Origin of the sequence: Kluyvera sichuanensis, assembly GCF_014218705.1 — a bacterium.
Classification (GTDB): Bacteria; Pseudomonadota; Gammaproteobacteria; order Enterobacterales; family Enterobacteriaceae; genus Kluyvera; species Kluyvera sichuanensis.
The window spans coordinates 1-24,177 of the sequence record NZ_JABBJF010000017.1 but is presented as its reverse complement, the minus strand read 5'-3'; the positions used below and the strand labels follow the sequence as shown (position 1 = coordinate 24,177).

At 55.1% G+C, this 24,177-nt stretch carries 18 protein-coding genes; 8 read left to right on the top strand and 10 right to left on the bottom strand.

Annotated elements, in window-relative coordinates; all coding sequences use genetic code 11:
* Nucleotides 1–66: 66 nt before the first annotated feature.
* Nucleotides 67–1,320: a serine hydroxymethyltransferase gene (gene glyA / locus HII27_RS16310; RefSeq protein WP_035891344.1), complete on the bottom strand. Its 1,254-nt coding sequence runs from the start codon at nt 1,318–1,320 to the stop codon at nt 67–69.
* A 330-nt stretch (nt 1,321–1,650) separates the two neighbouring features.
* On the opposite strand from glyA, the gene hmpA reads away from it, so the two are divergent.
* From hmpA to dtpD, 5 genes are all read left to right on the top strand, one after another.
* The gene (hmpA, locus tag HII27_RS16305) at nt 1,651–2,841 is read left to right on the top strand and encodes an NO-inducible flavohemoprotein (RefSeq protein WP_185668876.1); all 1,191 of its coding nucleotides are present in this window, start codon (nt 1,651–1,653) and stop codon (nt 2,839–2,841) included.
* 134 nt (nt 2,842–2,975) lie between these two features.
* A complete protein-coding gene (cadC, locus tag HII27_RS16300; RefSeq protein WP_185668875.1) occupies nt 2,976–4,493 on the top strand; it encodes a lysine decarboxylation/transport transcriptional activator CadC in 1,518 nt (505 codons plus the stop codon).
* A gap of 353 nt (nt 4,494–4,846) precedes the next feature.
* Nucleotides 4,847–6,178, top strand: coding sequence for a cadaverine/lysine antiporter (gene cadB / locus HII27_RS16295; protein WP_185668874.1), 1,332 nt, complete (start codon nt 4,847–4,849; stop codon nt 6,176–6,178).
* Nucleotides 6,179–6,266: 88 nt separating this feature from the next.
* Nucleotides 6,267–8,411 carry a lysine decarboxylase CadA gene (cadA, locus tag HII27_RS16290; RefSeq protein WP_185668936.1) on the top strand — a complete coding sequence of 715 codons (2,145 nt, stop codon included), beginning with the start codon at nt 6,267–6,269 and terminating at the stop codon, nt 8,409–8,411.
* A gap of 67 nt (nt 8,412–8,478) precedes the next feature.
* Nucleotides 8,479–9,942 (top strand): dipeptide permease DtpD, encoded by a 1,464-nt coding sequence (dtpD, locus tag HII27_RS16285; RefSeq protein ID WP_185668873.1) that lies wholly within the window; start codon nt 8,479–8,481, stop codon nt 9,940–9,942.
* A 32-nt stretch (nt 9,943–9,974) separates the two neighbouring features.
* Here dtpD and glnB read toward each other — a convergent pair whose 3' ends face one another.
* From glnB to purL, 5 genes are all read right to left on the bottom strand, one after another.
* Nucleotides 9,975–10,313, bottom strand: coding sequence for a nitrogen regulatory protein P-II (gene glnB, locus HII27_RS16280; protein ID WP_002914032.1), 339 nt, complete (start codon nt 10,311–10,313; stop codon nt 9,975–9,977).
* A 68-nt stretch (nt 10,314–10,381) separates the two neighbouring features.
* Nucleotides 10,382–11,719: a two-component system response regulator GlrR gene (gene glrR / locus HII27_RS16275; protein WP_185668872.1), complete on the bottom strand. Its 1,338-nt coding sequence runs from the start codon at nt 11,717–11,719 to the stop codon at nt 10,382–10,384.
* Nucleotides 11,712–12,404 (bottom strand): two-component system QseEF-associated lipoprotein QseG, encoded by a 693-nt coding sequence (gene qseG, locus HII27_RS16270; RefSeq protein ID WP_396401474.1) that lies wholly within the window; start codon nt 12,402–12,404, stop codon nt 11,712–11,714. Before qseG ends, glrR begins: the two co-directional genes overlap by 8 nt.
* 17 nt (nt 12,405–12,421) lie before the next feature.
* Entirely contained in the window at nt 12,422–13,858 is a 1,437-nt protein-coding gene (locus tag HII27_RS16265; RefSeq protein WP_185668870.1) for a sensor histidine kinase, read from the bottom strand.
* Nucleotides 13,859–14,450: 592 nt separating this feature from the next.
* Nucleotides 14,451–18,338 (bottom strand): phosphoribosylformylglycinamidine synthase, encoded by a 3,888-nt coding sequence (purL, locus tag HII27_RS16260; protein ID WP_185668869.1) that lies wholly within the window; start codon nt 18,336–18,338, stop codon nt 14,451–14,453.
* Between the two features lie 245 nt (nt 18,339–18,583).
* Here purL and mltF point away from each other — a divergent pair, with 245 nt between their 5' ends.
* Nucleotides 18,584–20,122, top strand: coding sequence for a membrane-bound lytic murein transglycosylase MltF (gene mltF, locus HII27_RS16255; RefSeq protein ID WP_185668868.1), 1,539 nt, complete (start codon nt 18,584–18,586; stop codon nt 20,120–20,122).
* On the opposite strand, the gene tadA is transcribed toward mltF, so the two are convergent.
* Together tadA and yfhb are read right to left on the bottom strand one after the other, a co-directional pair.
* Nucleotides 20,119–20,652, bottom strand: a complete 534-nt coding sequence (tadA, locus tag HII27_RS16250) for a tRNA adenosine(34) deaminase TadA (protein WP_185668867.1) — start codon at nt 20,650–20,652, stop codon at nt 20,119–20,121. The two genes, mltF and tadA, sit on opposite strands and share 4 nt — an antisense overlap.
* 32 nt (nt 20,653–20,684) lie before the next feature.
* Nucleotides 20,685–21,320 carry a phosphatidylglycerophosphatase C gene (gene yfhb, locus HII27_RS16245; RefSeq protein WP_185668935.1) on the bottom strand — a complete coding sequence of 212 codons (636 nt, stop codon included), beginning with the start codon at nt 21,318–21,320 and terminating at the stop codon, nt 20,685–20,687.
* Nucleotides 21,321–21,534: 214 nt separating this feature from the next.
* Here yfhb and HII27_RS16240 point away from each other — a divergent pair, with 214 nt between their 5' ends.
* On the top strand, nt 21,535–22,383 hold the full coding sequence (locus HII27_RS16240) for a MurR/RpiR family transcriptional regulator (RefSeq protein ID WP_185668866.1): 849 nt from the start codon (nt 21,535–21,537) through the stop codon (nt 22,381–22,383).
* A gap of 282 nt (nt 22,384–22,665) precedes the next feature.
* Here HII27_RS16240 and HII27_RS16235 read toward each other — a convergent pair whose 3' ends face one another.
* Nucleotides 22,666–23,046: a HumD family translesion DNA polymerase gene (locus tag HII27_RS16235; RefSeq protein ID WP_185668865.1), complete on the bottom strand. Its 381-nt coding sequence runs from the start codon at nt 23,044–23,046 to the stop codon at nt 22,666–22,668.
* A gap of 78 nt (nt 23,047–23,124) precedes the next feature.
* On the opposite strand from HII27_RS16235, the gene HII27_RS16230 reads away from it, so the two are divergent.
* Complete coding sequence (locus tag HII27_RS16230) at nt 23,125–23,367, top strand: DinI-like family protein (RefSeq protein ID WP_149384873.1); 243 nt, start codon at nt 23,125–23,127, stop codon at nt 23,365–23,367.
* A gap of 93 nt (nt 23,368–23,460) precedes the next feature.
* Here HII27_RS16230 and HII27_RS16225 read toward each other — a convergent pair whose 3' ends face one another.
* Nucleotides 23,461–24,012, bottom strand: a complete 552-nt coding sequence (locus HII27_RS16225; protein WP_185668864.1) for a recombinase family protein — start codon at nt 24,010–24,012, stop codon at nt 23,461–23,463.
* Between the last annotated feature and the right edge of the window lie 165 nt (nt 24,013–24,177).

Here is a 24,177-nt window from a genome sequence, read left to right as displayed (position 1 = left end):
CGCGACGCTTATCGGGCATAAAAAAAGGCCGCTTGCGCGGCCTTTTTTGCATCTTACGGTTAGCGATTACGCGTAAACCGGGAAGCGAGCGCAGATATCCAGTACTTTCGCTTTGACGCTTTCGATAACGGACTCATCGTTGATGTTGTCCAGCACGTCACACATCCAGCCAGCCAGCTCTTTCACTTCCGCTTCTTTGAAGCCACGGCGGGTAACAGCCGGGGAACCGATACGGATACCGGAAGTCACGAACGGGCTCTTCGGATCGTTTGGCACGCTGTTTTTGTTCACGGTGATGTTCGCACGACCCAGAGCGGCGTCTGCTTCTTTACCGGTCAGGTTTTTATCAACCAGATCCAGCAGGAACAGGTGGTTTTCAGTACCGCCGGAAACCACTTTGTAGCCACGGTTCAGGAACACTTCCACCATCGCTTTGGCGTTTTTAGCAACCTGCTGCTGGTAAACCTTGAACTCTGGCTCCATCGCTTCTTTCAGCGCAACCGCTTTACCAGCGATAACGTGCATCAGAGGGCCACCCTGCGCGCTTGGGAACACCGCGGAGTTCAGTTTTTTGTACAGCTCTTCACTACCGTCTTTCGCCAGGATCAGGCCACCGCGTGGACCTGCCAGGGTTTTGTGAGTAGTGGTAGTCACAACATGAGCGTGTGGAACCGGGTTCGGATAAACGCCCGCGGCAATCAGACCGGCAACGTGCGCCATGTCGACGAACAGGTAAGCACCGATGCTGTCAGCGATTTCACGCATTTTTGCCCAGTCTACAACGCCGGAGTATGCGGAGAAGCCACCGATGATCATTTTCGGTTTGTGGGTCTGAGCCAGCTTAGCCATCTCGTCGTAGTCAATTTTACCGGACTCATCAATGCCGTAAGGGATGATGTTGTACAGTTTACCGGAGAAGTTAACCGGGGAGCCGTGAGTCAGGTGGCCGCCCTGCGCCAGGTTCATACCCAGAACGGTATCGCCCGGCTGCAGCAGCGCGGTGTAGACCGCGAAGTTAGCCTGAGAGCCAGAGTGCGGCTGTACGTTAGCGTAGTCTGCGCCGAACAGTTCTTTCGCGCGGTCAATCGCCAGCTGTTCAACGATATCAACGTATTCGCAACCGCCGTAGTAGCGTTTGCCTGGGTAACCTTCAGCGTATTTGTTGGTCAGCTGAGAACCCTGCGCCTGCATCACGCGAGGGCTGGTGTAGTTTTCGGAGGCGATCAGTTCGATGTGCTCTTCCTGACGTACTTTTTCCTGCTCCATAGCCTGCCACAGTTCGGCATCATAATCGGCAATGTTCATTTCACGCTTTAACATCCGCATCTCCTGACTCAGCTAACAATTAAATTTTGGCCTGAAAAGGCAGTCCAATTGGACAACGGCCAACAGTATAACTGATTAGTTCTGCGATAACAGGTCTTGACAAACGAAATTACGCAAACGTTTTCCTCCGCGCCGCACAAGGGATTGAGGAATAAAGGGCTGAGGCAGGGAAACGGATTTCTTTTCAGGATTGTGATGTGAATAATTCATGTTGTAACCGCAATGGTGCATTCTTTCAAAGAACCATTTACAAAACAGGGGTATTTTTATAAGATGCATTTAACATGCAACATTAGATAACATTGATTGAAAGGAAGACCTGCCATGCTTGACGCTCAAACCATCGCCACCGTAAAAGCCACTATCCCCCTGCTGGTTGAAACCGGCCCGAAGCTCACCGCCCACTTTTATGATCGGATGTTCACCCACAATCCGGAGCTGAAAGAGATTTTCAATATGAGCAACCAGCGTAACGGCGACCAGCGTGAAGCGCTGTTCAACGCCATTGCCGCCTACGCCAGCAATATTGAAAACCTGCCCGCACTGCTGCCGGCGGTAGAGAAAATCGCCCAGAAGCACACCAGCTTCCAGATCAAACCAGAGCAGTACAACATTGTGGGCGCGCACCTGCTGGCGACGCTGGATGAGATGTTTAGCCCAGGCCAGGAAGTGCTGGATGCCTGGGGCAAGGCCTATGGCGTGCTGGCGGGCGTGTTTATCAACCGTGAAGCTGAGATTTATCAGGATAACGCCAATAAAACCGGCGGTTGGGAAGGTACCCGTGCGTTCCGCATCGTCAAAAAGACCCCGCGTAGCGATCTGATTACCAGCTTCGAGATGGAGCCGGTAGATGGTCAACCGGTGGCCGATTATCAGCCGGGCCAGTATCTGGCGGTATGGCTAAAGCCGGAAGACTTCGAGTATCAGGAGATTCGTCAATACTCGCTGACCCGCAAGCCGGACGGTAAAGGCTATCGCATTGCCGTGAAACGTGAAAACGGCGGCCAGGTCTCCAGTTGGCTGCATAACGCGGCAAAAGAAGGCGATGTGGTCTATCTGGCCGCGCCTGCCGGAGATTTCTTCCTTAACGTCACCCCGCAAACCCCGGTTACGCTGATCTCCGGTGGCGTGGGGCAAACGCCAATGCTGGCCATGCTGGATACGCTGTCAAAAAACCGCCATCCGGCACAGGTGAACTGGTTCCACGCGGCGGAAAACGGCAGCGTCCACGCCTTTGCCGATGAGGTGAAAACGCTGGGTAGCGCGCTGCCGAACTTCACCTCACACCTATGGTATCGCACCCCGACCGACGCAGACCGCCAGTCCGGCGCGTTCGACAGCGAAGGGCTGATGGCGCTTTCAGCGCTTGCCGATAAGCTGCAGGATCCGCAGATACAGTTCTACCTGTGCGGCCCGGTGGCCTTTATGCAGCATGCGGCAAAACAACTCGTTGAGCTTGGCGTCAACGCCGACAGCATCCACTACGAATGCTTCGGCCCCCATAAAGTCCTGTAATCTTTTCTTTCCAGGCGGGTAGGAAACTCCCCGCCTTCCCGCCTTTCTTCGCTCGTCCCAGTCAAAAAATAGAGTAGTGAGCTGTGTTATCATTACCCACTTATCTATTTCTTTTCCTTTGGTGATTCATTTTTATGCAACAACCGTTTGTGCGCGTTGGGGAATGGCTCGTCACGCCTTCAGTGAATCAAATAAGCCGCCCTGGACGCCAGCTCACTCTGGAACCTCGATTAATCGATCTGCTGATGTATTTTGCCCACCACCCAGGGGAAGTGCTCAGCCGCGACGAGCTTATTGATAACATCTGGATGCGGAATATTGTGACCAGCCATGTGGTCACGCAAAGTATTTCTGAACTGCGTAAATCGCTGCGCGACGGTGGCGATAGCCACGCCGAATACATTATTACCGTGCCCAAACGCGGCTACCAGCTTACGGCCCCGGTGACCTGGCTTAGCGAGTCTGAAATACAAGATCAAGCCGCAGAGATACAGCCTACCACCGCCCCTGAGAGCGCACCGGTAGCCCCCACGAAAAGCCCTTCGCCTGCCGCCACCGTAGAGCACAAACCACGCCGCTGGTTCGCCAACTTCTGGACCCAATGTGCCTTTTTACTCTCGCTTGGCGTGCTGATTGCCATGGTCCTGTTAAGCGTGGTGCGCCCGCATCCGCAGGTCACGCGTGCACATCTGCTGCTGAACCCGCGCGATATTGACGTTCGCTTTGAACCGGGATCCTCCTGTAATAACTGGGCCTCGCAGCAGTCTTATGCCATCGGCCTCGGCACGCTGATTACCACCTCGCTGAACACCTATTCCACCTTTATGGTTCACGACAAAACCAACTATAACGTCAATGAACCGAGCAGCTCCGGGAAGACGCTGACCATCAGCTTTGTGAATCAGCGCCACTACCGCGCCCAGCAGTGCTTTATGTCGGTGCTGCTTATCGACAACGCCGACGGCTCAACCATGCTCGATAAGCGCTATTTTGTCACTGATAGCAACCTGGTCTCTATCCAGGGCGATCTGTTCGATAGCCTCTCCAGCGCACTGGCCCAGCCGTGGCCAGAGGGGATGCAAAAGGAACTGACCCGGCTGAAGCTGCCGGAAACGCAGTCACTGGCGCAGTTTTACCAGGCACTGCAGCTGGTTTCTGTCGGCGATGCGCCGTCGTTAAATAAGGCCAGCACGCTACTGACAAACATTACTAAATCCTCACCTCATTTTGCCTATGCCTATGCGCAAAAGGCGATGGTGGATGTTTTACGCCAGTCGCAGCAGCCTTTTGATAACCAGCAACTGGTCGCGCTGAATGAAGAATTAACGCGCGTAGAACAAATGCCGGATATTCAGAACAGCGCCATACTGTATCGAATTAAAGCTATCGACTATTTAAGCCACGGTAGTATCGATAACGCCTTCGAGGCGGTGAATAAAAGCATTGAAATTGAGATGTCATGGCTTAACTACGTGCTGCTGGGTAAAGTTTACGAAATGAAAGGCGAGAGTCGTCTGGCGGCTGATGCCTATATTACGGCCTTTAATTTACGTCCAGGTGAGAACACGCTGTACTGGATTCAAAACGGTGTATTCCAGACCTCGATTGAAAAAATAGTCCCGTATTTGCAGTCTTTTTTAGCTAAAGAGTAATCGTTAGCCCAATAACTCGATTATCATGGTTAAATAATCACCCTTAAGATGTAATATTGATGTTGTCACAAGGTGTTATTTGTTACTTTGTGACAACATTAACCTTCTTAAAATACCACCACCTAACCAATTGTAATTAGTCACTATTTACCTTTTCCTGATATAAAGTTTTTATCCTGACGTGTTACGTTAAAAAGGTAAAGACCTCATTTTTTCTATGTTTGTTTTTACTTCACCTTTACTTTAGGACTTCTCTTAGCCTGCTCAGTAATAATTGCCGTCAGTTGGTCGGGTCATTCGTCATTTCTCATCTCGCGATCCGGTCCTAAAAATACTGTTCAGGAGAAACGAACATGAGTTCTGCCAAAAAGATCGGGCTATTTGCCTGTACCGGCGTTGTTGCCGGGAATATGATGGGGAGCGGTATCGCATTATTACCCGCGAACCTCGCCAGTATCGGTGGTATTGCCATTTGGGGCTGGGTTATTTCTATTATTGGTGCCATGTCACTGGCTTACGTTTACGCTCGACTAGCAACGAAGAACCCGCAGCAGGGTGGCCCCATTGCGTACGCTGGTGAATTATCTCCCGCTTTCGGCTTCCAGACCGGCGTCCTTTATTACCATGCCAACTGGATCGGTAACCTGGCTATCGGTATTACCGCCGTCTCTTATTTATCCACCTACTTCCCGGTATTAAACGACCCGATTCCTGCCGGTATCGCGTGTATCGCCATCGTGTGGCTGTTCACCTTTATCAACATGCTGGGCGGTACCTGGGTGAGCCGTCTGACCACTATCGGCCTGTTCCTGGTGCTGATCCCGGTTGTACTGACCGCCGTGGTGGGCTGGCACTGGTTTGACATGGCGACCTACCACGCCAACTGGAACACCTCTACCACGACCGATCCACACGCGGTGATTAAAAGTATTCTGCTGTGCCTGTGGGCGTTCGTCGGCGTGGAATCTGCCGCAGTGAGCACCGGCATGGTGAAAAACCCGAAACGTACCGTACCCATGGCAACCATGCTCGGTACCGCGCTGGCCGGTATCGTTTATATCGCTGCCACTCAGGTTATCTCCGGGATGTATCCCGCTTCCGTGATGGCCTCTTCCGGTGCGCCGTTTGCCGTCAGCGCCTCAACCATTCTGGGTAGCTGGGCCGCACCGCTGGTTTCCGCCTTCACCGCCTTTGCGTGCCTGACTTCTCTGGGCTCCTGGATGATGCTGGTAGGTCAGGCGGGTGTGCGTGCCGCCAACGACGGTAACTTCCCGAAAGTGTACGGCGAACTCGATAAAAACGGCATTCCTAAAAAAGGTCTGCTGCTGGCTGGCCTGAAAATGACCGGTCTGATGATCATCATCACCGTGATGAACTCCAACGGCGGTAAAGCTTCTGACCTGTTCGGTGAACTGACCGGTATCGCCGTGCTGCTGACCATGCTGCCTTACTTCTACTCCTGCGTTGACCTGATTCGCTTCGAAGGCATCAACGTTCGTAACTTCGTCAGCCTTATCTGCTCCGTGCTGGGCTGTGCGTTCTGCTTCATCGCGTTGATGGGTGCAAGCTCCTTCGAACTGTCCGGTACCTTCATCGTCAGCCTCGTTATCCTGATGTTCTACGGTCGCAAAATGCACCAGCGTCAGCATAACGACGACGAAAACAACACGGCTCAAGCGCTGTAATCATCCCCTAATTTCTCTAAAGGCTCCTCCTTCACCTGCCACATCGTGGCGGGAGGGGCCTTCTTTATCCGGAAACATGACTATGACTATGAACGTTATTGCTATCATGAACCACATGGGCGTCTATTTTAAAGAAGAGCCTATTCGTGAGCTTCACCGCGCGCTGGAAGGCCTGAACTTCCGCATCGTTTACCCAAATGACCGTGAAGACCTGCTGAAGCTGATTGAAAATAATGCCAATCTCTGCGGCGTGATTTTTGACTGGGATAAGTACAACCTTGAGCTGTGCGAAGAGATCAGCGCACTGAACGAGTACATGCCGGTTTACGCTTTTGCCAACAGCTACTCCACGCTGGACGTCAGCCTGAACGATCTGCGCATGCAGGTTCGCTTCTTCGAATACGCCCTGGGCGCCGCGGCTGACATTGCGGCGAAAATCCGCCAGAGCACCGACGAATACATCGACGCCATTCTGCCACCGCTGACCAAAGCGTTGTTCAAATACGTACGTGAAGGTAAATACACCTTCTGTACCCCTGGCCACATGGGCGGCACCGCCTTCCAGAAAAGCCCGGTCGGCAGCATTTTCCATGATTTCTTCGGCCCTAACGCCATGAAGTCAGACATCTCCATCTCCGTTTCCGAGCTGGGCTCTCTGCTGGACCACTCCGGACCGCACAAAGAAGCTGAAGAGTATATCGCCCGCGTCTTTAACGCCGAGCGCAGCTACATGGTGACCAACGGTACCTCTACGGCGAACAAAATCGTTGGCATGTATTCCGCACCGGCGGGCAGCACCGTGCTTATCGACCGTAACTGCCATAAATCACTGACGCATCTGATGATGATGAGCAATATTACGCCGATCTACTTCCGCCCGACCCGTAACGCTTACGGTATTCTCGGCGGTATTCCGCAGAGCGAATTCCAGCGCGCGACCATTGAAAAGCGCGTGAAAGCCACGCCTAACGCAACCTGGCCAGTGCATGCGGTGATCACCAACTCCACCTATGATGGTCTGCTGTACAACACCGACTACATCAAGAAGACGCTGGATGTGAAATCCATCCACTTCGACTCTGCCTGGGTGCCTTACACCAACTTCTCGCCAATCTATGCGGGTAAATGTGGGATGAGCGGCGACCGCGTTGAAGGCAAAGTGATTTATGAAACCCAGTCCACGCACAAACTGCTGGCGGCGTTCTCTCAGGCATCAATGATCCACGTGAAGGGCGATATCAACGAAGAGACCTTCAACGAAGCCTACATGATGCACACCACCACCTCTCCGCACTACGGCATCGTCGCCTCTACTGAAACCGCCGCGGCGATGATGAAAGGCAATGCCGGTAAGCGTCTGATCAACGGTTCTATCGAGCGGGCAATCAAGTTCCGTAAAGAGATTAAACGTCTGAAAGGTGAATCCGAAGGCTGGTTCTTTGACGTCTGGCAGCCGGAGCACATCGATGGCCCTGACTGCTGGCCGCTGCGTTCTGACAGCGCATGGCACGGTTTCAAAAATATCGACAACGAACATATGTACCTCGACCCGATCAAAGTCACCATCCTGACTCCGGGCATGAAAAAAGACGGTACCATGGACGACTTCGGTATTCCGGCGAGCCTGGTTGCCAAATACCTCGACGAGCGCGGCATTATTGTTGAGAAAACCGGTCCTTATAACCTGCTGTTCCTCTTCAGCATCGGTATTGATAAAACCAAAGCGCTGAGCCTGCTGCGCGCGCTGACCGAGTTCAAACGCGCCTTTGACCTGAACCTGCGGGTGAAAAATATTCTGCCTTCGTTGTACCAGGAAGCGCCTGAATTCTATGAAAACATGCGTATTCAGGAGCTGGCGCAGAGCATCCATAAATTGGTTGAGCACCACAACCTGCCGGACCTGATGTTCCGCGCGTTTGAAGTGCTGCCAGCTATGGAAATCACCCCGTACGAAGCGTTCCAGAAAGAGCTGCACGGCGAAACGGAAGAGGTCTATCTGGATGATGTGGTTGGTCGCATCAACGCCAATATGATCCTGCCGTATCCTCCAGGCGTGCCACTGGTGATGCCGGGCGAGATGATCACCGAAGAGAGCCGTCCGGTGCTGGAGTTCCTGCAGATGCTGTGCGAAATCGGCGCACATTACCCAGGCTTCGAAACCGACATCCACGGCGCCTACCGTCAGGCGGATGGTCGTTACACGGTTAAAGTGCTGAAAGACGCTAAAAAATAATTAAAACAACAGAGGGAAGCGGCTTGTCGCTTCCCTTTTTCGTGCATCCACACAGCAAGGAATCGACATGAAAACACCCTCACAACCGCGCGCGATCTACTACATCGTGGCGATTCAAATCTGGGAATATTTCAGCTTCTATGGCATGCGTGCCCTGCTCATCCTTTACCTTACCCACCAGCTTGGCTTCAACGACAGCCACGCTATCGACCTGTTCAGCGCCTACGCGTCGCTGGTCTATGTCACCCCTATTCTGGGCGGCTGGCTCGCCGACCGCTTGCTCGGTAACCGAACCGCCGTCATATCCGGCGCACTGCTGATGACGCTTGGGCATATTGTGCTCGGCGTGGAATCGGATTCCACGTGGAGCCTGTACCTCGCATTGGGGATTATCATCTGCGGCTACGGCCTGTTTAAATCCAATATCAGCTGTCTATTAGGCGAGATGTACGCCCCCGACGACAACCGCCGCGACGGCGGCTTTTCGCTGCTGTATGCGGCAGGCAACATCGGCTCCATTGCGGCGCCTATCGCCTGCGGGTTGGCGGCGCAGTGGTACGGCTGGCACGTTGGCTTCGCGCTGGCGGGCATCGGCATGTTCATTGGCCTGATCGTCTTCTTAAGCGGCCATCGCCATTTCCTCCATACGCAAGGGGTGAACAAACCGGCGCTGCGGGCGGTGAAGTTTGTCCTGCCGACCTGGGGCTGGCTGGCGCTGACGCTATGCATCGCGCCGCTGTTCTTCACCCTGCTGCTGCAAAACGACTGGTCAGGCTATCTGCTGGCGATCGTCTGCGCGGCCGCCGCCGTTATCGTGGCGCGCATTATGCTGCGCTTCCCGGCGCAGCGCCGCGCCCTATGGCAAATCATTTTGCTGATGCTGACCGGCACGCTGTTCTGGGTACTGGCTCAGCAGGGCGGCAGCTCTATCAGCCTGTTTATTGATCACTTCGTGAACCGTCGCTGGCTGAACATTGAAGTGCCAACCGCCCTCTTCCAGTCAGTTAACGCGATTGCCGTGATGACGGCAGGCGTGGTGCTGGCCTGGCTGGCACGTCCGGAAAGCAGCGTTAGCTCTGCTCTGCGGGTATGGCTGAAGTTCGCATTCGGGCTGGTGCTGATGGGTGCAGGCTTTATGCTACTGGCGCTGAACGCGCGCGGCGCACAGCTGCACGGTCAGGCTTCGATGGGCATGATGATCGCCGGGCTGGCGCTGATGGGCTTCGCCGAGCTGTTTATTGACCCGGTGGCGATGGCGCAGATTACCCGTTTGAATCTGCCTGGAGTGACCGGCGTATTGACCGGTATCTACATGCTGGCAACGGGCTCGGTCGCTAACTGGCTGGCAGGCGTGGTAGCGCAGAAAACCACCGAATCACAAATTAGCGATACGGCTATCGATGCCTATAGGCACTTTTTCTCGCAAATGGGGGAATGGACGCTGGGCGTGGTGGCGCTGATTGTGGTGCTGGTCGCGTTGAAACGTCTGCTGGGTTCGTCCAGCGTAACGCTGGCACAGGCCGACGAGTAATGAAAAGGCGGCCGATGGCCGCCTTTTACTGATTAGATTGCTGCGTCGTCTTCTTCGCCGGTACGGATACGAATCACGCGCGCCACGTCGAAGACAAAGATTTTGCCGTCGCCGATTTTACCGGTCTGCGCGGTACGGATAATGGTATCCACACAGGTATCGACGATATCGTCGGTCACCACGATCTCAATTTTCACCTTCGGCAGAAAGTCCACCATGTACTCCGCACCGCGGTACAGTTCGGTGTGGCCTTTCTGACGGCCAAAGCCTTTCACTTCCGTTACCGTCATCCCGGTGATGCCAACTTCCGCCAGCGCCTCACGTACGTCATCCAGTTTGAAGGGTTTAATAATCGCATCAATCTTTTTCATGGTGTTCCTGTCGTTTTTATCGCGTAACCGGTTGCTCACCGTATCATAAATCAGACGTATTTCGGGTGCTACTCTTTAAAATCGTTCGCATCCAGTTCATGGCGGGAGAGCAATTTGTAGAACTCGGTGCGGTTGCGCCCGGCCATACGCGCAGCATGGGTGACGTTGCCTTTGGTGATTTGCAGCAGCTTGCGCAGGTAGTTGAGCTCAAACTGATTGCGTGCTTCCACGAAGGTCGGCAGCGCAGTGTTCTCACCTTCCAGCGCCTGCTCAACCAGCGCATCGCTGATGACCGGCGATGAGGTCAGCGCCACGCACTGCTCAATCACGTTAACCAACTGGCGCACGTTACCCGGCCAGTTAGCCGCCATCAAGCGCTTCATGGCGTCGGTGGAAAAGGCGCGCACGAACGGCTTATGCCGATCCGCCGACTGACGCAGCAGGTAGTTTGCCAGCAGCGGAATATCTTCGGTGCGTTCGGCAAGCGTTGGGATCTTGAGGTTCACCACGTTCAGGCGGTAGAAGAGATCTTCACGAAACTCGCCGCGGGCCATCGCTTTCGGTAGATCCCGGTGGGTCGCCGAAATGATACGCACATTGATGTCGAGATCGCGGTTGCTGCCAAGCGGGCGCACTTTGCGCTCCTGCAACACACGCAGCAGTTTCACCTGCAGCGGCGTGGGCATATCGCCTATTTCATCAAGAAACAGCGTACCGCCTTCCGCCGCCTGGAACAGCCCTTCCCGGTGGCTGACCGCGCCGGTAAACGCACCGCGCGCGTGGCCGAACAGTTCAGATTCCAGCAGTTGCTCCGGCAGCGCCCCGCAGTTAATGGCTACAAACGGCTTCGCGTGGCGCGGGCTGGCATTGTGAATGGCCTGCGCCAGGATCTCTTTCCCGGTGCCGCTCTGGCCGTTAATCAGCACGCTGACGTCCGACTGCGCCACCATCTGCGCCTGTTCCAGCAGACGCAGCATCAATGGGCTGCGGGTGACAATCGCTTCCCGCCACCGTTCATCGTTTGTCGGTGACGTGCGCTCCAGCGCTTCGTCGATGGCTTTATACAGCGCGTCTTTATCCACCGGTTTGGTTAAGAAGCTGAACACGCCCTGCTGGGTCGCTGAGACCGCTTCCGGGATAGAGCCGTGGGCGGTCAGAATAATCACCGGCATCCCCGGCTGCACTTTCTGAATTTCGCTGAACAGCTGCAGGCCGTCCATCTCATCCATCCGCAGGTCGCTAATCACCAGGTCGATACGCTCTTTCGCCAGCACACGGAGCCCCTGCGGGCCGCTTTCTGCCGTAACGACCCGATAGCCTTCGCTGGTCAGACGCATCCCGAGAAGCTTCAACAGGCCGGGGTCGTCATCCACCAGCAGCAGATGCGCAGGTTTACGGTTAGTCATGCTTATCCTCGTCAGATGCCGCGCCGTGAGACATATCGGCGCCCGGTTTGCGGGTAGAGAGTTGGCGTTCGATATCCGTCAGGTTTTGCAACTTACGGGTGGTTAAGTCCAGCTCACCCTGTAGTTGTTGCTGCTGCAGGCGCAGCGCGTCCAGTTGGCCGTCGCTGGCCTCCTGCAGTTTGCTGTAACGTTGACGCTCTTCGGACAGCGACAGCTGCAATACCTGCCCATCGCGCCAGAGTTGGTACAGCGGGCGAATGCGGACCGGAATTTGCGGGCTGAGGGTATCAATCGCCGTGACCACCTGCCGACGCTCGGTCGGGGTGATTTTGGCATTAGCCAGCAGGATGCCGCGCTTAAACGCGCCCTGCCAGGTATCCGCCGTCAGCGGGCTGGCTTCCGCGCGTGCGCGAGCTGCAGACAGACGATTGGCGCAGTCCACGCTGCGCAGCCAGTAAAGAGGGTTGTTCTCTGCGGTATCGCCATCCAGTGACCAGATATCGTCGCAGTTAGTCGACAGATAATCCGCTACTTGCTGGCGCGGTTCGCTGCCTTCAGCGCTGCTGCCGAGACTGTGCGGCGTCAGTGCGCTATTACATCCGGAGAGCATCAGGCAGGTGAGCCCAAATAGCCCGCCGCACCACCGCCGTGGTATCCGACTCGTCCGTGCTAAGAATTGGGGCATAGTGACTCGATTTCGATTCATGTGGTTGTTTTTTCCAGCCCTGGTACCGGGAGTTCGATGCGAAAACAGACGTTGCCGTCCTGGGTGTCGAGAAGCTGTAGTTCGCCGTGCATTTTCCGAACGGAGTCGCGTGCAAGGCTCAATCCCAGGCCGCTTCCCTTCACCGCACCTTTGCGCTGATGGCTCCCCTGAAAGAAAGGCTCGAAAATCATTAATTTTTCGCTATCCGGGATCGGCGTTCCGGTATTGATAACGTCTATGGCTATCCGCGAACCGTCCCGATGGCTGCGGAGATAAATGTTACCGGATTCAGTGCCATAGTGCACCGCATTCGAGTAGAGATTATCCAGCGCATTCAGCAGAAGAGTCGGTTCCGCCAGGCAAGCCGGTGCCTGCAGGTCGACCAGCGTGTGCATCAGTTTAGCCCTTGCCGGCAAACTGTGCGCAGAAACCACCAGCTCTACTAGCGGTGCCAGCGCGACGTACTCCATGCGCACGGCGGTTTCACTGAGTTTACGGTTGTAGTCCAGCAGCTGTTCAATCAGGGTTTGTAGATTGCGGCTACTGCTGTCGAGAATATCCACCACCTCTTTTTGCTCCGCCGTCAGCGGCCCCACCACCTGGTCGGCTAACAGTTCGGTACCCTCACGCATGCTGGCGAGCGGCGTTTTCAGTTCATGGGAAAGATGGCGCAGGAATTGGTGACGCTGCGACTCCAGCCAGGAAAGCCGGTCGCTAAGCCAGATAATTCGCTGCCCGACGGAGCGCAGCTCGCGGGGGCCACGGAACATCACCTCACCGTCCAGCGTCTGCCCTTCGCCCAGCCGGTTAATCATGCTCTCGATGCCCTTCACCGGGCCGATAATCATACGGGTAAACAGCAGCACCATCGCCAGGCTGACCAGGAATAGCACCAATGCCTGCCAGCCAAAGAACTGGCCGCGTTCGGCAATCGCCTGCTGGAGCTGCTGCCCACGGGAGAAGACCACGGTACGGGTAGCTTGTACCAGCTCACCGTTAGCGGTGGAGAAGGCTTCAAGCTTCGCCACCGCCTGCTTTTCCGGGCCGCTGTTGGTGCACTGTAGAGCCGTCAGGTCGTGAAGATTCTGCCGCAGCCGCTGGTAAAGCGTGTCGTCCGGCAGCACGCCCGCGTGCGCCTCCAGCATATCGCTGTAGCGCTTACGCTGACTCTGGTACACCTTCGCCAGCGTCGGGTCATCCAACACGCAGTACTGGCGGTAGCTGCGCTCCATATCCAGCGCAACGTTCGCCATCGCTTCGCTACGTCGGGCATCCATCAGCGTGGTGCGGTTGGTCTGTTCGGCCTGCGCGCTGAGCATGTTGAGGCTCTGCCATGCCTGCCAGGCAAGCACCAGCAGCGGCAGCAGAATCAGCAGGAAAGCCAGCGTCACCAGTTGGCGAAGCGATCGTGGAGAGAGCGAGGGGCGTTTCAAAAGAGGTATCTCAGTAAATCAACGTACTGGAATGCTAACTGAGGATATCGATGAGGGAAAGGCCAGAAACAACAAAGCCGGGCAGAAGCCCGGCTTTGTTATGGAATAAGGCGGTGCCTAACTCAACGTTTCGCCCGATGGTTGATAAAGCTACGCTATTATCAGTTGCTGGACGGCAGGCACCTTGTTGTGCGTCATTCGAAGTTTATGTAGCACGTCCCGAAGGGGCTGACATAAGAAGGTGAATGAGCCACTGGTTAATATTATGCATGATGCGTGCCATAATGCAAAACAATAAATTAACACAATGATAAATATAGAAAATATATGAAACAGGTCAGAAAAGTGGTGAAGGCTGTTTTTGGGCATTGTGTCGCTAATTAGCAACACCCATTGGCGAATAATAAAAACATCTTATAAATCATTAAATTAAGTGTCTCCATTTAGCGACAGCGCAATACCACCAATGTCGGGGTTTCCCGACACACCTTCACCGTACCGAATGTAGCCCAGCCGAGCAACGCGGCATGAGGGATGTGCAGAAACAAAAAAGCCCCTCACCAGGAGGGGCTTGATGCATTAAGCGTCTAACTTAACCAAGCTGCTTACGCGCATTGCGGAAAATACGCATCCACGGGCTGTCCTCGCCCCAGTTTTCCGGGTGCCAGGAGTTGGAAACCGTACGGAACACACGCTCCGGGTGCGGCATCATAATGGTGACGCGACCGCTTTCGTTGGTTACCGCGGTGATCCCATTAGGAGAACCGTTCGGGTTCGCCGGATAGGCTTCGGTGACTTTACCGAAGTTATCCACGAAGCGCAGCGCCACCAGCCCTTTGCTTTCCAGCTGAGCCAGATGCGCACCGTCGCGAACTTCCACATGACCTTCACCGTGAGAGACGGCGATTGGCATACGTGAGCCTTCCATACCGGCGAGCAGCAGCGATGGGCTGCTGGCGACTTCGACCAGGCTGAAGCGCGCCTCAAAACGGTCGGAGTGGTTACGCACAAAGCGCGGCCACAGGTCGCTGCCCGGGATCAGCTCATGCAGGTTAGACATCATCTGGCAGCCGTTACAGACGCCCAGCGCCAGGGTCTGCGGACGGTGGAAGAAGGTCGCAAACTCATCGCGAACGCGGTTGTTGAACAGAATGGATTTCGCCCAACCTTCACCCGCGCCCAGTACGTCACCGTAGGAGAAGCCGCCGCAGGCCACCAGCGCCTGGAAGTCTGCCAGACCGGTACGCCCTGCCAGCAGGTCGCTCATGTGCACGTCAATGGCGTCAAAGCCCGCACGGTGGAAGGCCGCCGCCATCTCAACGTGGGAGTTCACGCCCTGCTCGCGCAGTACCGCGACTTTCGGACGCGCCCCGGTGGAGATGTAAGGTGCTGCGACGTCGGCGGCGATATCGAAGGTGAGCTTCACATTGAGGCCCGGGTCGTTATCGTTGGCTTTCGCGTCGTGTTCCTGATCGGCACACTCTGGGTTATCGCGCAGGCGCTGCATCTGCCAGGTGGTTTCTGCCCACCACATACGCAGCGTAGTGCGGCTTTCACTGAATACCGGCTGGCCGTTGGCGGTCAGGGTGAAATGGTCACCTTCAACGGCTTTACCGAGGAAGTGCACGCAATCAGCCAGGCCGTTGGCCGCCAGAATCGCCTCTACCGCTTCACGGTCTGCAGCACGAATCTGAATCACCGCGCCCAACTCTTCGTTGAATAGCGCCGCCAGACGATCGTCGCCGAGGGTTGCCACGTCAGCTTCCACGCCGCAGTGACCGGCAAAGGCCATTTCAGCCAGGGTAACCAGCAGGCCGCCGTCGGAGCGGTCGTGATAGGCCAGCAGCTTACGCTGTGCAACCAGTGCCTGAATCGCCTCGTAGAAGCCTTTCAGCTGTGCCACGTCACGGACGTCGGCTGGCTTATCGCCCAATTGACGGTAAACCTGCGCCAGTGCGGTGGCGCCCAGCGCGTTATGACCCTTACCGAGGTCAATCAGCAGCAGAGCGTTATCTTCGGTTACCAGCTGCGGCGTGATGGTGCGGCGCACGTCTTCAACGCGAGCAAAGGCGGAAATCACCAGCGACAGCGGCGAAGTCATTTCGCGCTGTTCGTTGCCTTCCTGCCACCGGGTTTTCATCGACATGGAGTCTTTGCCCACCGGAATGGTCAGACCCAGCTGCGGGCACATCTCTTCGCCGATCGCTTTCACCGCTTCGTACAGACCGGCATCTTCGCCAGGGTGACCTGCAGCTGACATCCAGTTTGCCGAGAGCTTAATGTGTTTGATGTTACCAATCTGGGTTGCGGCAATGTTGGTCAGCGCTTCGCCTACCGCCAGGCGGGCGGAGGCCGCAAAGTCCAGCAGCGCAACCGGCGCTCGTTCGCCGATAGACATCGCTTCGCCGTAGTAGCTGTCGAGGCTAGCGGTGGTCACCGCGCAGTTCGCTACCGGAATCTGCCATGGGCCAACCATCTGGTCGCGCGCGACCATACCGGTCACCGTACGGTCACCGATAGTCACGAGGAAGGTTTTTTCCGCCACGGTTGGCTGGTGCAATACGCGGTTCACCGCGTCGGCCAGCGTGATATTTTCACGAGCAAGCGCTTCGCCTTTCGCTTTCAGCGTCTGCACGTCACGAGTCATCTTCGGCGTTTTGCCAAGCAGCACGTCCAGCGGCATGTCGATTGGCTGGTTGTCGAAGTGGCTATCGCTCAAGGTCAGATGTTTCTCTTCGGTGGCTTCGCCGATCACCGCATACGGCGCACGTTCACGTTTGCACAGTTCGTCGAACAGCGGCAGCTGATCGGCGGCGACCGCCAGTACGTAGCGTTCCTGAGATTCGTTACACCAGATTTCCAGCGGGCTCATGCCCGGCTCATCGCTGAGGATGTCGCGCAGCTGGAATTTACCACCGCGCCCACCGTCGCTCACCAGTTCCGGCATGGCGTTAGACAGACCGCCCGCGCCCACGTCGTGGATAAACAGAATCGGGTTGGCATCGCCCAACTGCCAGCAACGGTCGATAACTTCCTGGCAGCGACGTTCCATTTCCGGGTTGTCGCGCTGTACGGAAGCGAAGTCGAGATCAGCATCAGACTGGCCGGAAGCCATTGAAGAGGCAGCACCACCGCCCAGGCCAATGTTCATCGCCGGGCCGCCGAGGACGATCAGCTTCGCCCCTACCACGATCTCACCTTTCTGTACGTGATCGGCTCGGATGTTGCCGATCCCGCCTGCCAGCATGATCGGTTTGTGGTAACCGCGCAGCTCTTCGCCGTTGTGGCTGTTCACTTTTTCTTCGTAAGTCCGGAAGTAGCCGGTCAGCGCCGGACGTCCAAATTCGTTGTTGAACGCCGCGCCGCCCAGCGGGCCATCGGTCATGATGTCCAGTGCGGTAACGATACGATCCGGCTTACCGAAATCTTCTTCCCACGGCTGTTCAAAGCCAGGAATACGCAGGTTGGACACAGAGAAGCCCACCAGCCCCGCTTTTGGTTTGGCACCGCGACCGGTAGCGCCTTCATCGCGGATTTCACCGCCGGAGCCGGTTGCGGCGCCAGGCCATGGAGAGATAGCCGTCGGGTGGTTATGGGTTTCCACCTTCATCAGGATATGCGCAGGTTCCTGATGGAAATCGTAGCGACCGGTTTTGTGGTCGGCGAAGTAACGGCCCACTTCAGAGCCTTCCATCACCGCGGCGTTGTCTTTATAGGCAGACAGCACGTGATCCGGCGTGGTTTCGAAAGTGTTTTTGATCATCTTAAACAGCGACTTCGGCTGCTGTTTACCGTCGATAATCCAATCGGCGTTAAAAATCTTGTGACGGCAGTGCTCAGAGTTCGCTTGCGCGAACATGTAGAGCTCGATGTCGTTCGGGTTGCGGCCCAATTTAGTGAACGCATCCTGCAGGTAGTCAATTTCGTCGTCCGCCAGCGCCAGGCCAAGACGGATGTTGGCGTCGATCAGCGCCTGACGGCCCTGCCCCAGCAGGTCCACGCTGGCAACCGGTGCTGGCTGATGGTGAGCAAACAGTTTTTCGGCATCCTGCAGCGAGTCAAATACGCTCTCCATCATGCGGTCGTGCAGTTCGGCCGCCACGGCGCTCAGCTGTTCGGCGGTCAGGCTAGCGGCATCAACATAGTACGCCACGCCGCGCTCAAGGCGCAGAACCTGTGAGAGGCCGCAGTTGTGGGCGATATCGGTAGCTTTTGAAGACCAGGGGGAGATGGTGCCAGGGCGAGGGGTGACGAGCAGCAGTTTACCGGTAGGGTTATGGCTATTGAGGCTTGGACCATACTGCAACAGTCGCTCAAGTCGGGCTCGCTCTTCTTTATTAAGCGGCGCGTCCAGGTCGGCAAAATGGACATACTCGGCGTAAATGTTGCTTACCGGGAGGTTGGCTGCCTGAAACCGCGTCAGCAGTTTGTTAATACGAAATGCAGACAGTGCAGGCGAACCACGCAGAATTTCCATCATAAGTCTCTCGTCTTCTCAGCTTTCAGTGTGCGCAATGGGGGAGAACGGGCGCTATTATAGAGAATCCTGCGCCCCGACGAAACCGTTTGCGTCGAAATAAACACATCTCTTTTCTTTATCAATAGATGTGACGTATATCTCGAATAAGTTGCCAACTGGCGCAATGTTAAGCAAAATGCCGCTCATTCTATAACAAGGCTTTAGATTATCTGGAACAATTTCTGACAGCGCAGTGAATTAACCATTTGAAAAAACTAAAGATTAATTACCTGCTTATCGGCTTTGTGACGTTGCTGCTCGCAGCGGCGCTCTGGCCCTCTCTTCCCTGGTTTGGAAAACCAGAGAATCGCATCGCCGCTATCAAAGAGCGGGGGGAGCTGCGCATCAGTACCGTGCAATCTCCGCTGACCTACACCGTCGTCAATAATAAGGACTACGGGCTCGATTATGAGCTCGCCCAGCAGTTTGCCAACTACCTGGGCGTGAAGCTGAAAGTGACGGTGCGACAGAACATCAGCCAGCTGTTTGACGATCTCGATAACGGCAGCGCCGACATGCTGGCCGCCGGTCTGGTCTATAACAGCGAGCGCGTAAAAAGCTACCAGGCGGGGCCGACTTACTATTCGGTATCACAACAGTTGGTGTATCGCGTTGGTAATACGCGTCCACGCAGCCTTAGCAGCGTCTCCGCAGACCAGCTCACCATTGCCCCAGGCCAGGTGGTCATCAGCGATTTGCAAAACCTACAGGCGAACAAATACCCGGACCTCGGCTGGACCGTCGATGAGAAACGCAGCTCAGCCGACCTGATGCAGGCGGTGATCGACGGCAAGCTTGATTACACCATTGCTGATTCAGTGGCGATTGGTCTGTTTCAGCGCGTACACCCGGAACTGGCGGTTGCCCTCGACGTGACCGACGAACAGCCGGTAACCTGGTTTAGCCTGCAGGACGACGACAATACGCTTTCCGCTGCAATGCTTGATTTCTTCGACAACATAAATGAAGACGGCACCCTTGCCCGCCTTGAAGAGAAGTATCTCGGCCATGGCGACGACTTCGACTATGTTGATACTCGCACCTTCCTGCGCGCGGTAGATAGCGTGCTGCCTGACCTGCAACCGCTGTTTGAGAAGTACGCCAGCGAAATCGACTGGAAGCTGCTGGCGGCTATCTCTTATCAGGAGTCCCACTGGGATCCGCTTGCTACCTCGCCTACTGGGGTACGTGGCCTGATGATGCTCACCAAAAACACCGCCCAGAGTCTGGGCTTGAGCGACCGTACCGATGCCGAGCAGAGCATCAGCGGCGGGATGCGCTACCTGCAGGATATGATGAGTAAAGTGCCGGATAGCGTGCCGCAGGAGGAACGAATCTGGTTTGCGCTGGCGGCCTATAACATGGGATATGCCCATATGCTGGATGCCCGTGCCCTCACCGCTAAGCAGAAGGGCAACCCGGACAGCTGGGCCGACGTAAAGCAGCGCCTGCCGCTACTCAGCCAGAAATCGTGGTACAGCAAACTCACCTATGGCTATGCACGCGGGCATGAAGCCTATGCCTACGTCGAAAATATCCGTAAGTATCAGATAAGCCTGGTGGGGTATTTGCAGGAAAAAGAGAAAAAAGCAGAGGAAGAGATGGCGATAGCGCAAGCCTATCCTACCGTTTCGCCAAATGAGCTACAGCATAGTGAAAATGATACGGGGATATTTTCATTCCTGCGTCGAGGCGATCGCGATAACAGCGATACGCCGCTGCTGCGCTTCACCTCGAAAAACTAGCAGCCCTTTTCTGCCTGCCTTAACGCTTTTTTCTGCTGCCGCCGTTCGCGGAAGAAATCGCTCAGCATTCCCGCGCAATCCTCAGCCAGCACCCCTTCGGTGATCTCAACGCGGTGGTTCATTCCTGGATGATGCAACACATCAATCAGCGAACCCGCCGCGCCGGTTTTGGCATCGCGAGCGCCGAAGACCAGATTGCCGATACGACTATGCACCATCGCCCCCGCGCACATCACGCAAGGCTCCAGGGTCACATACAGCGTGGTATCTATCAGCCGGTAGTTTTGCAGCACCAGGCCGCCCTGACGCAGCGCCATGATCTCCGCGTGCGCGGTGGGATCGTGACGCCCAATAGGACGGTTCCAGCCCTCACCTATCACCTGATTATTGTGAACCAGTACGGCGCCTACCGGCACTTCGCCTTCATCCCAGGCTCGGCGGGCAAGTACAAGCGCGTGGCGCATCCAGTATTCGTGGTTCAGTTCAGTGTCGGACAACGTGAGGACTCCAGATGATAAAACGCCGCGCATTATACACAATATCCATCAAAGCGCAGCGCCGACTATTCCAGTTGCTCCAGCTCGCCGCGCGCAGTGACCCGCCAGCGATGCTCACAAAAAAAGAGTAGCGGGTTATCCTGCTTGCTGTCGCTATAGCCGCTGTACAAGCGTAACGGCGCACCGAGGCGCTGTTCAAGCTGGGCCACTTTTTCATGGCCCAGGCAGCGAACTGACAGCACCCGCCCGCCAAACCCCCTCTGCATCTGGCTGCCAATCAGGTTGACGTGCGTCATCCAGGGTGCATCGGCATAGGCGCGTTCCACCAGCGTCTGCGGCGACCCGGTGATAAGCCAGACATCGGCATCCTGATGCTGGAGATAGCCGTCCAGCCGCTGCTGCACGACGGGAAACGGCGTGACGGTCGCACGAAACCAGAGGGTGAAGCTCGCTTCTAGCGCCTTTAGCGTTGCCTCGCGTCGGCCAAAGGTGCTTCCCCACAGCAGCACGCTTACCGGCCAGCGCGCCGCGCGCCCCTTCACCAGCATCGCCGCGCCAACGATCGGCAGCAAGGGCATCACCAGTAAGGCGTTAAGCGGTAATCGGCATAATAGATAGCGTAAAAAAGCGCCAAAGAGATCCTGCTGATGCAGCGTACCGTCGAGGTCGAAAAACACCACGCGGCGACAGTGACTGACCAAATGCATCTCCCGTTATCATCAATTCATTCGTGACCAGACTACCAGATAGCCCCTCAGGTTTCGCCCGATAGCGATCCCCCCGAGAATTGCTGCTATTTTACAATCACATAGCACATTTAATTCGATATATTCCGTTATAATAGAATACAAAATTCTTGCAAACGAGCAGAATGGTGGCCTGGCACATCGTGGTCATTGTGCCCGTGAGGTTATTATGAATTGTTTACTGAGTATTCGTCAGCGTTATCCGCAGTTGGCACAAAGCGACAGAAAGCTGGCTGATTTCATTCTGGCACAGCCGGATTTAGCCCGCCATTTAAGCTCCCAGCAGCTCGCCAGCCAGGCGGGTGTGAGCCAATCCAGCGTGGTGAAGTTCGCCCAGAAGCTTGGCTTTAAAGGCTTCCCGGCGCTTAAACTGGCGCTGAGTGATGCACTCGCCAGCAACGTCAACCCGCACTCCGTCCCGGTACATAACCAGATTTGCGGCGACGACCCGCTTCGCCTGGTCGGCGAAAAGCTGATTAAAGATAACGTCGCGGCGATGCATGCCTCGCTCGACGTGAACACCGAAGACAAGCTGCTGGAGACGGTCAATATGCTGCGCAGCGCGCGTCGTATCGTGCTGACAGGCATTGGCGCATCGGGGTTAGTTGCCCGTAACTTTAGCTGGAAGCTGATGAAAATCGGTCTGAACGCCGTTTCCGAGCAAGACATGCACGCCCTGTTGGCTACCGTGCAGGCGATGACCCAGGATGATGTGATGCTGGCGATTTCTTACTCCGGGGCGCGCCGGGAGATTAATCTCGCTGCCGATGAGATGTTGCGCGTAGGCGGTAAAGTGGTGGCGATCACCGGCTTTTCCCCCAATGCCCTTCAGCAACGGGCGACGCACTGCCTGTACACCATTGCCGAAGAGCAGGCGACGCGCAGCGCAGCTATCTCTTCAACCAGCGCGCAGATGATGCTGACGGATCTGTTGTTTATGGGGCTGGTGCAGCAGGATCTGGAAAACGCGCCGGAACGCATTCGTCATAGCGAAGCGCTGGTGAAAAAGCTGGTTTGATCGGCGGTGCTATTACCACAGAAAAGGTATGGCCTGGCGGTAAAATGAGCGTATAATGCGCGCCCTGTTTATTTCGTTTCTGAGAATGTCCTGATGGCGCTGTTAATCACCAAAAAATGTATCAACTGCGATATGTGAAACAAAACAAATAAAAACCAATATTTTCAATGAAATACAAAAGCGTGTTACTGATTGCGTTGCTGGTTTTTGTGGATAAAATATTTTTAAACCTAACCCAGCAACACAAATTTTAAGTCGGTCCGACACCAAGTTTTTGGTCGCCTACATAACAGGACAATCATCAAACTCCGCCTGCCTGGCATCGTTGATAATGTATGTAAGCACACCAAAGACAGGACGGGTAGTGTCGTCCTCATCAGGTAACGCCTCCTTCTTCCCGTTCTCCAGATTTTCGAGATGAGGCCTCGGGTGTTTCCGGTAGCGCTTAATCTTGAATTCTCCATCCAGCGCGCATACCAGGAGTGAGCCATCACATGGTGATAACGCCATATCGACGACGAGCAGCGCTCCCTGGACAATGCCCTCTCTGTAATGTGAACAACCTGCCCTCATAAAATATGTCGAGTTTGGTCGGCTTATCAGTTTCTCATCAAGCGAAATTCGTGTTTCCGCATAATCTGCCGCTGGGGATGGAAAGGCCATGGTTAAACCCTCTCTTTATTACTGGATATAAACACAGTATAAATACTGTATATCCAACCAGTAAAGAGGTAACGCGTAATGTTTGTGGAACTCGTTTATGACAAAAGGAATTTTGATGGTTTGCCCGGTGCGAAAGACATCATTCTGGGGGAGTTGAGCAAAAGGGTGCAGCGCATCTTCCCTGATGCTGATGTGAGGGTGAAACCTATGATGACGTTGCCGGCGATCAATACTGACGCCAGCAAGCATGAGAAGGAGCAGATTAGCCGTGTGGTTCAGGAAATGTTTGAAGAAGCAGAGTTCTGGCTTGTTGCTGAATGAGTGATTCCCCCTATACTTGCGCCAGCGCCACGGCATGAACACCTGGCCTACAGCTGTGGGTCGTGGCGTAAAATCACGGCCCACAGCAACTATCTAGCATCCAGCGGGAAACTTCTTATACAGCGTGGACATGCCAACATTATACCTGCTGGCAATACTCTGTCTGGATTCTCCGGCAGCTATCAGTTCACCAATTTCCTTCCACTGATCGTCAGTAAACTTTGGTCTTCTGCCACCAACACGACCTTTTGCCATGGCAACAGCTAAACCCGCCAAAGTGCGCTCACTATTAAGGTCGGATTCGTATTGTGCCGCAGAGAGGATGTTGCGAAAGTTATAGCGACCACTGGCTGTTTTGAGATCAACACCATCTGTAATACTTCGGAAGTTAATGCCCTTCTCCTGTAGTTGCTGAAACATCAGCAGCGCATGTAAAACGTTACGCCCAATCCTGTCCAGCTTCCAGACCACCAACTCATCTCCCGTATGCATAGCCTTAATTAGGCGCTTCAGTACGGGGCGGTTTGATTTTCTACCGCTGGCATGCTCTTCCATTATTTGTTCGCACCCTGCTGATTCGAGCGCGATTCGCTGAAGTTCGGTGTCCTGGTGGTTTGTTGATACTCGGGCATAGCCGTAAATCATGGGTATTTCTCCTGTTGTGAAAACAGGAGAAACGGCGAGAGATCGCCAGATACTTGAGGGTTTTAAAAAGGTTGGTTTAGGAAGTTTGCCAACATTCGGAACGGCAGCATCAAAAGATGTTGGTACCGGAGCTGGTCAAATCCCAGATATGAGCTACTTCGCTGC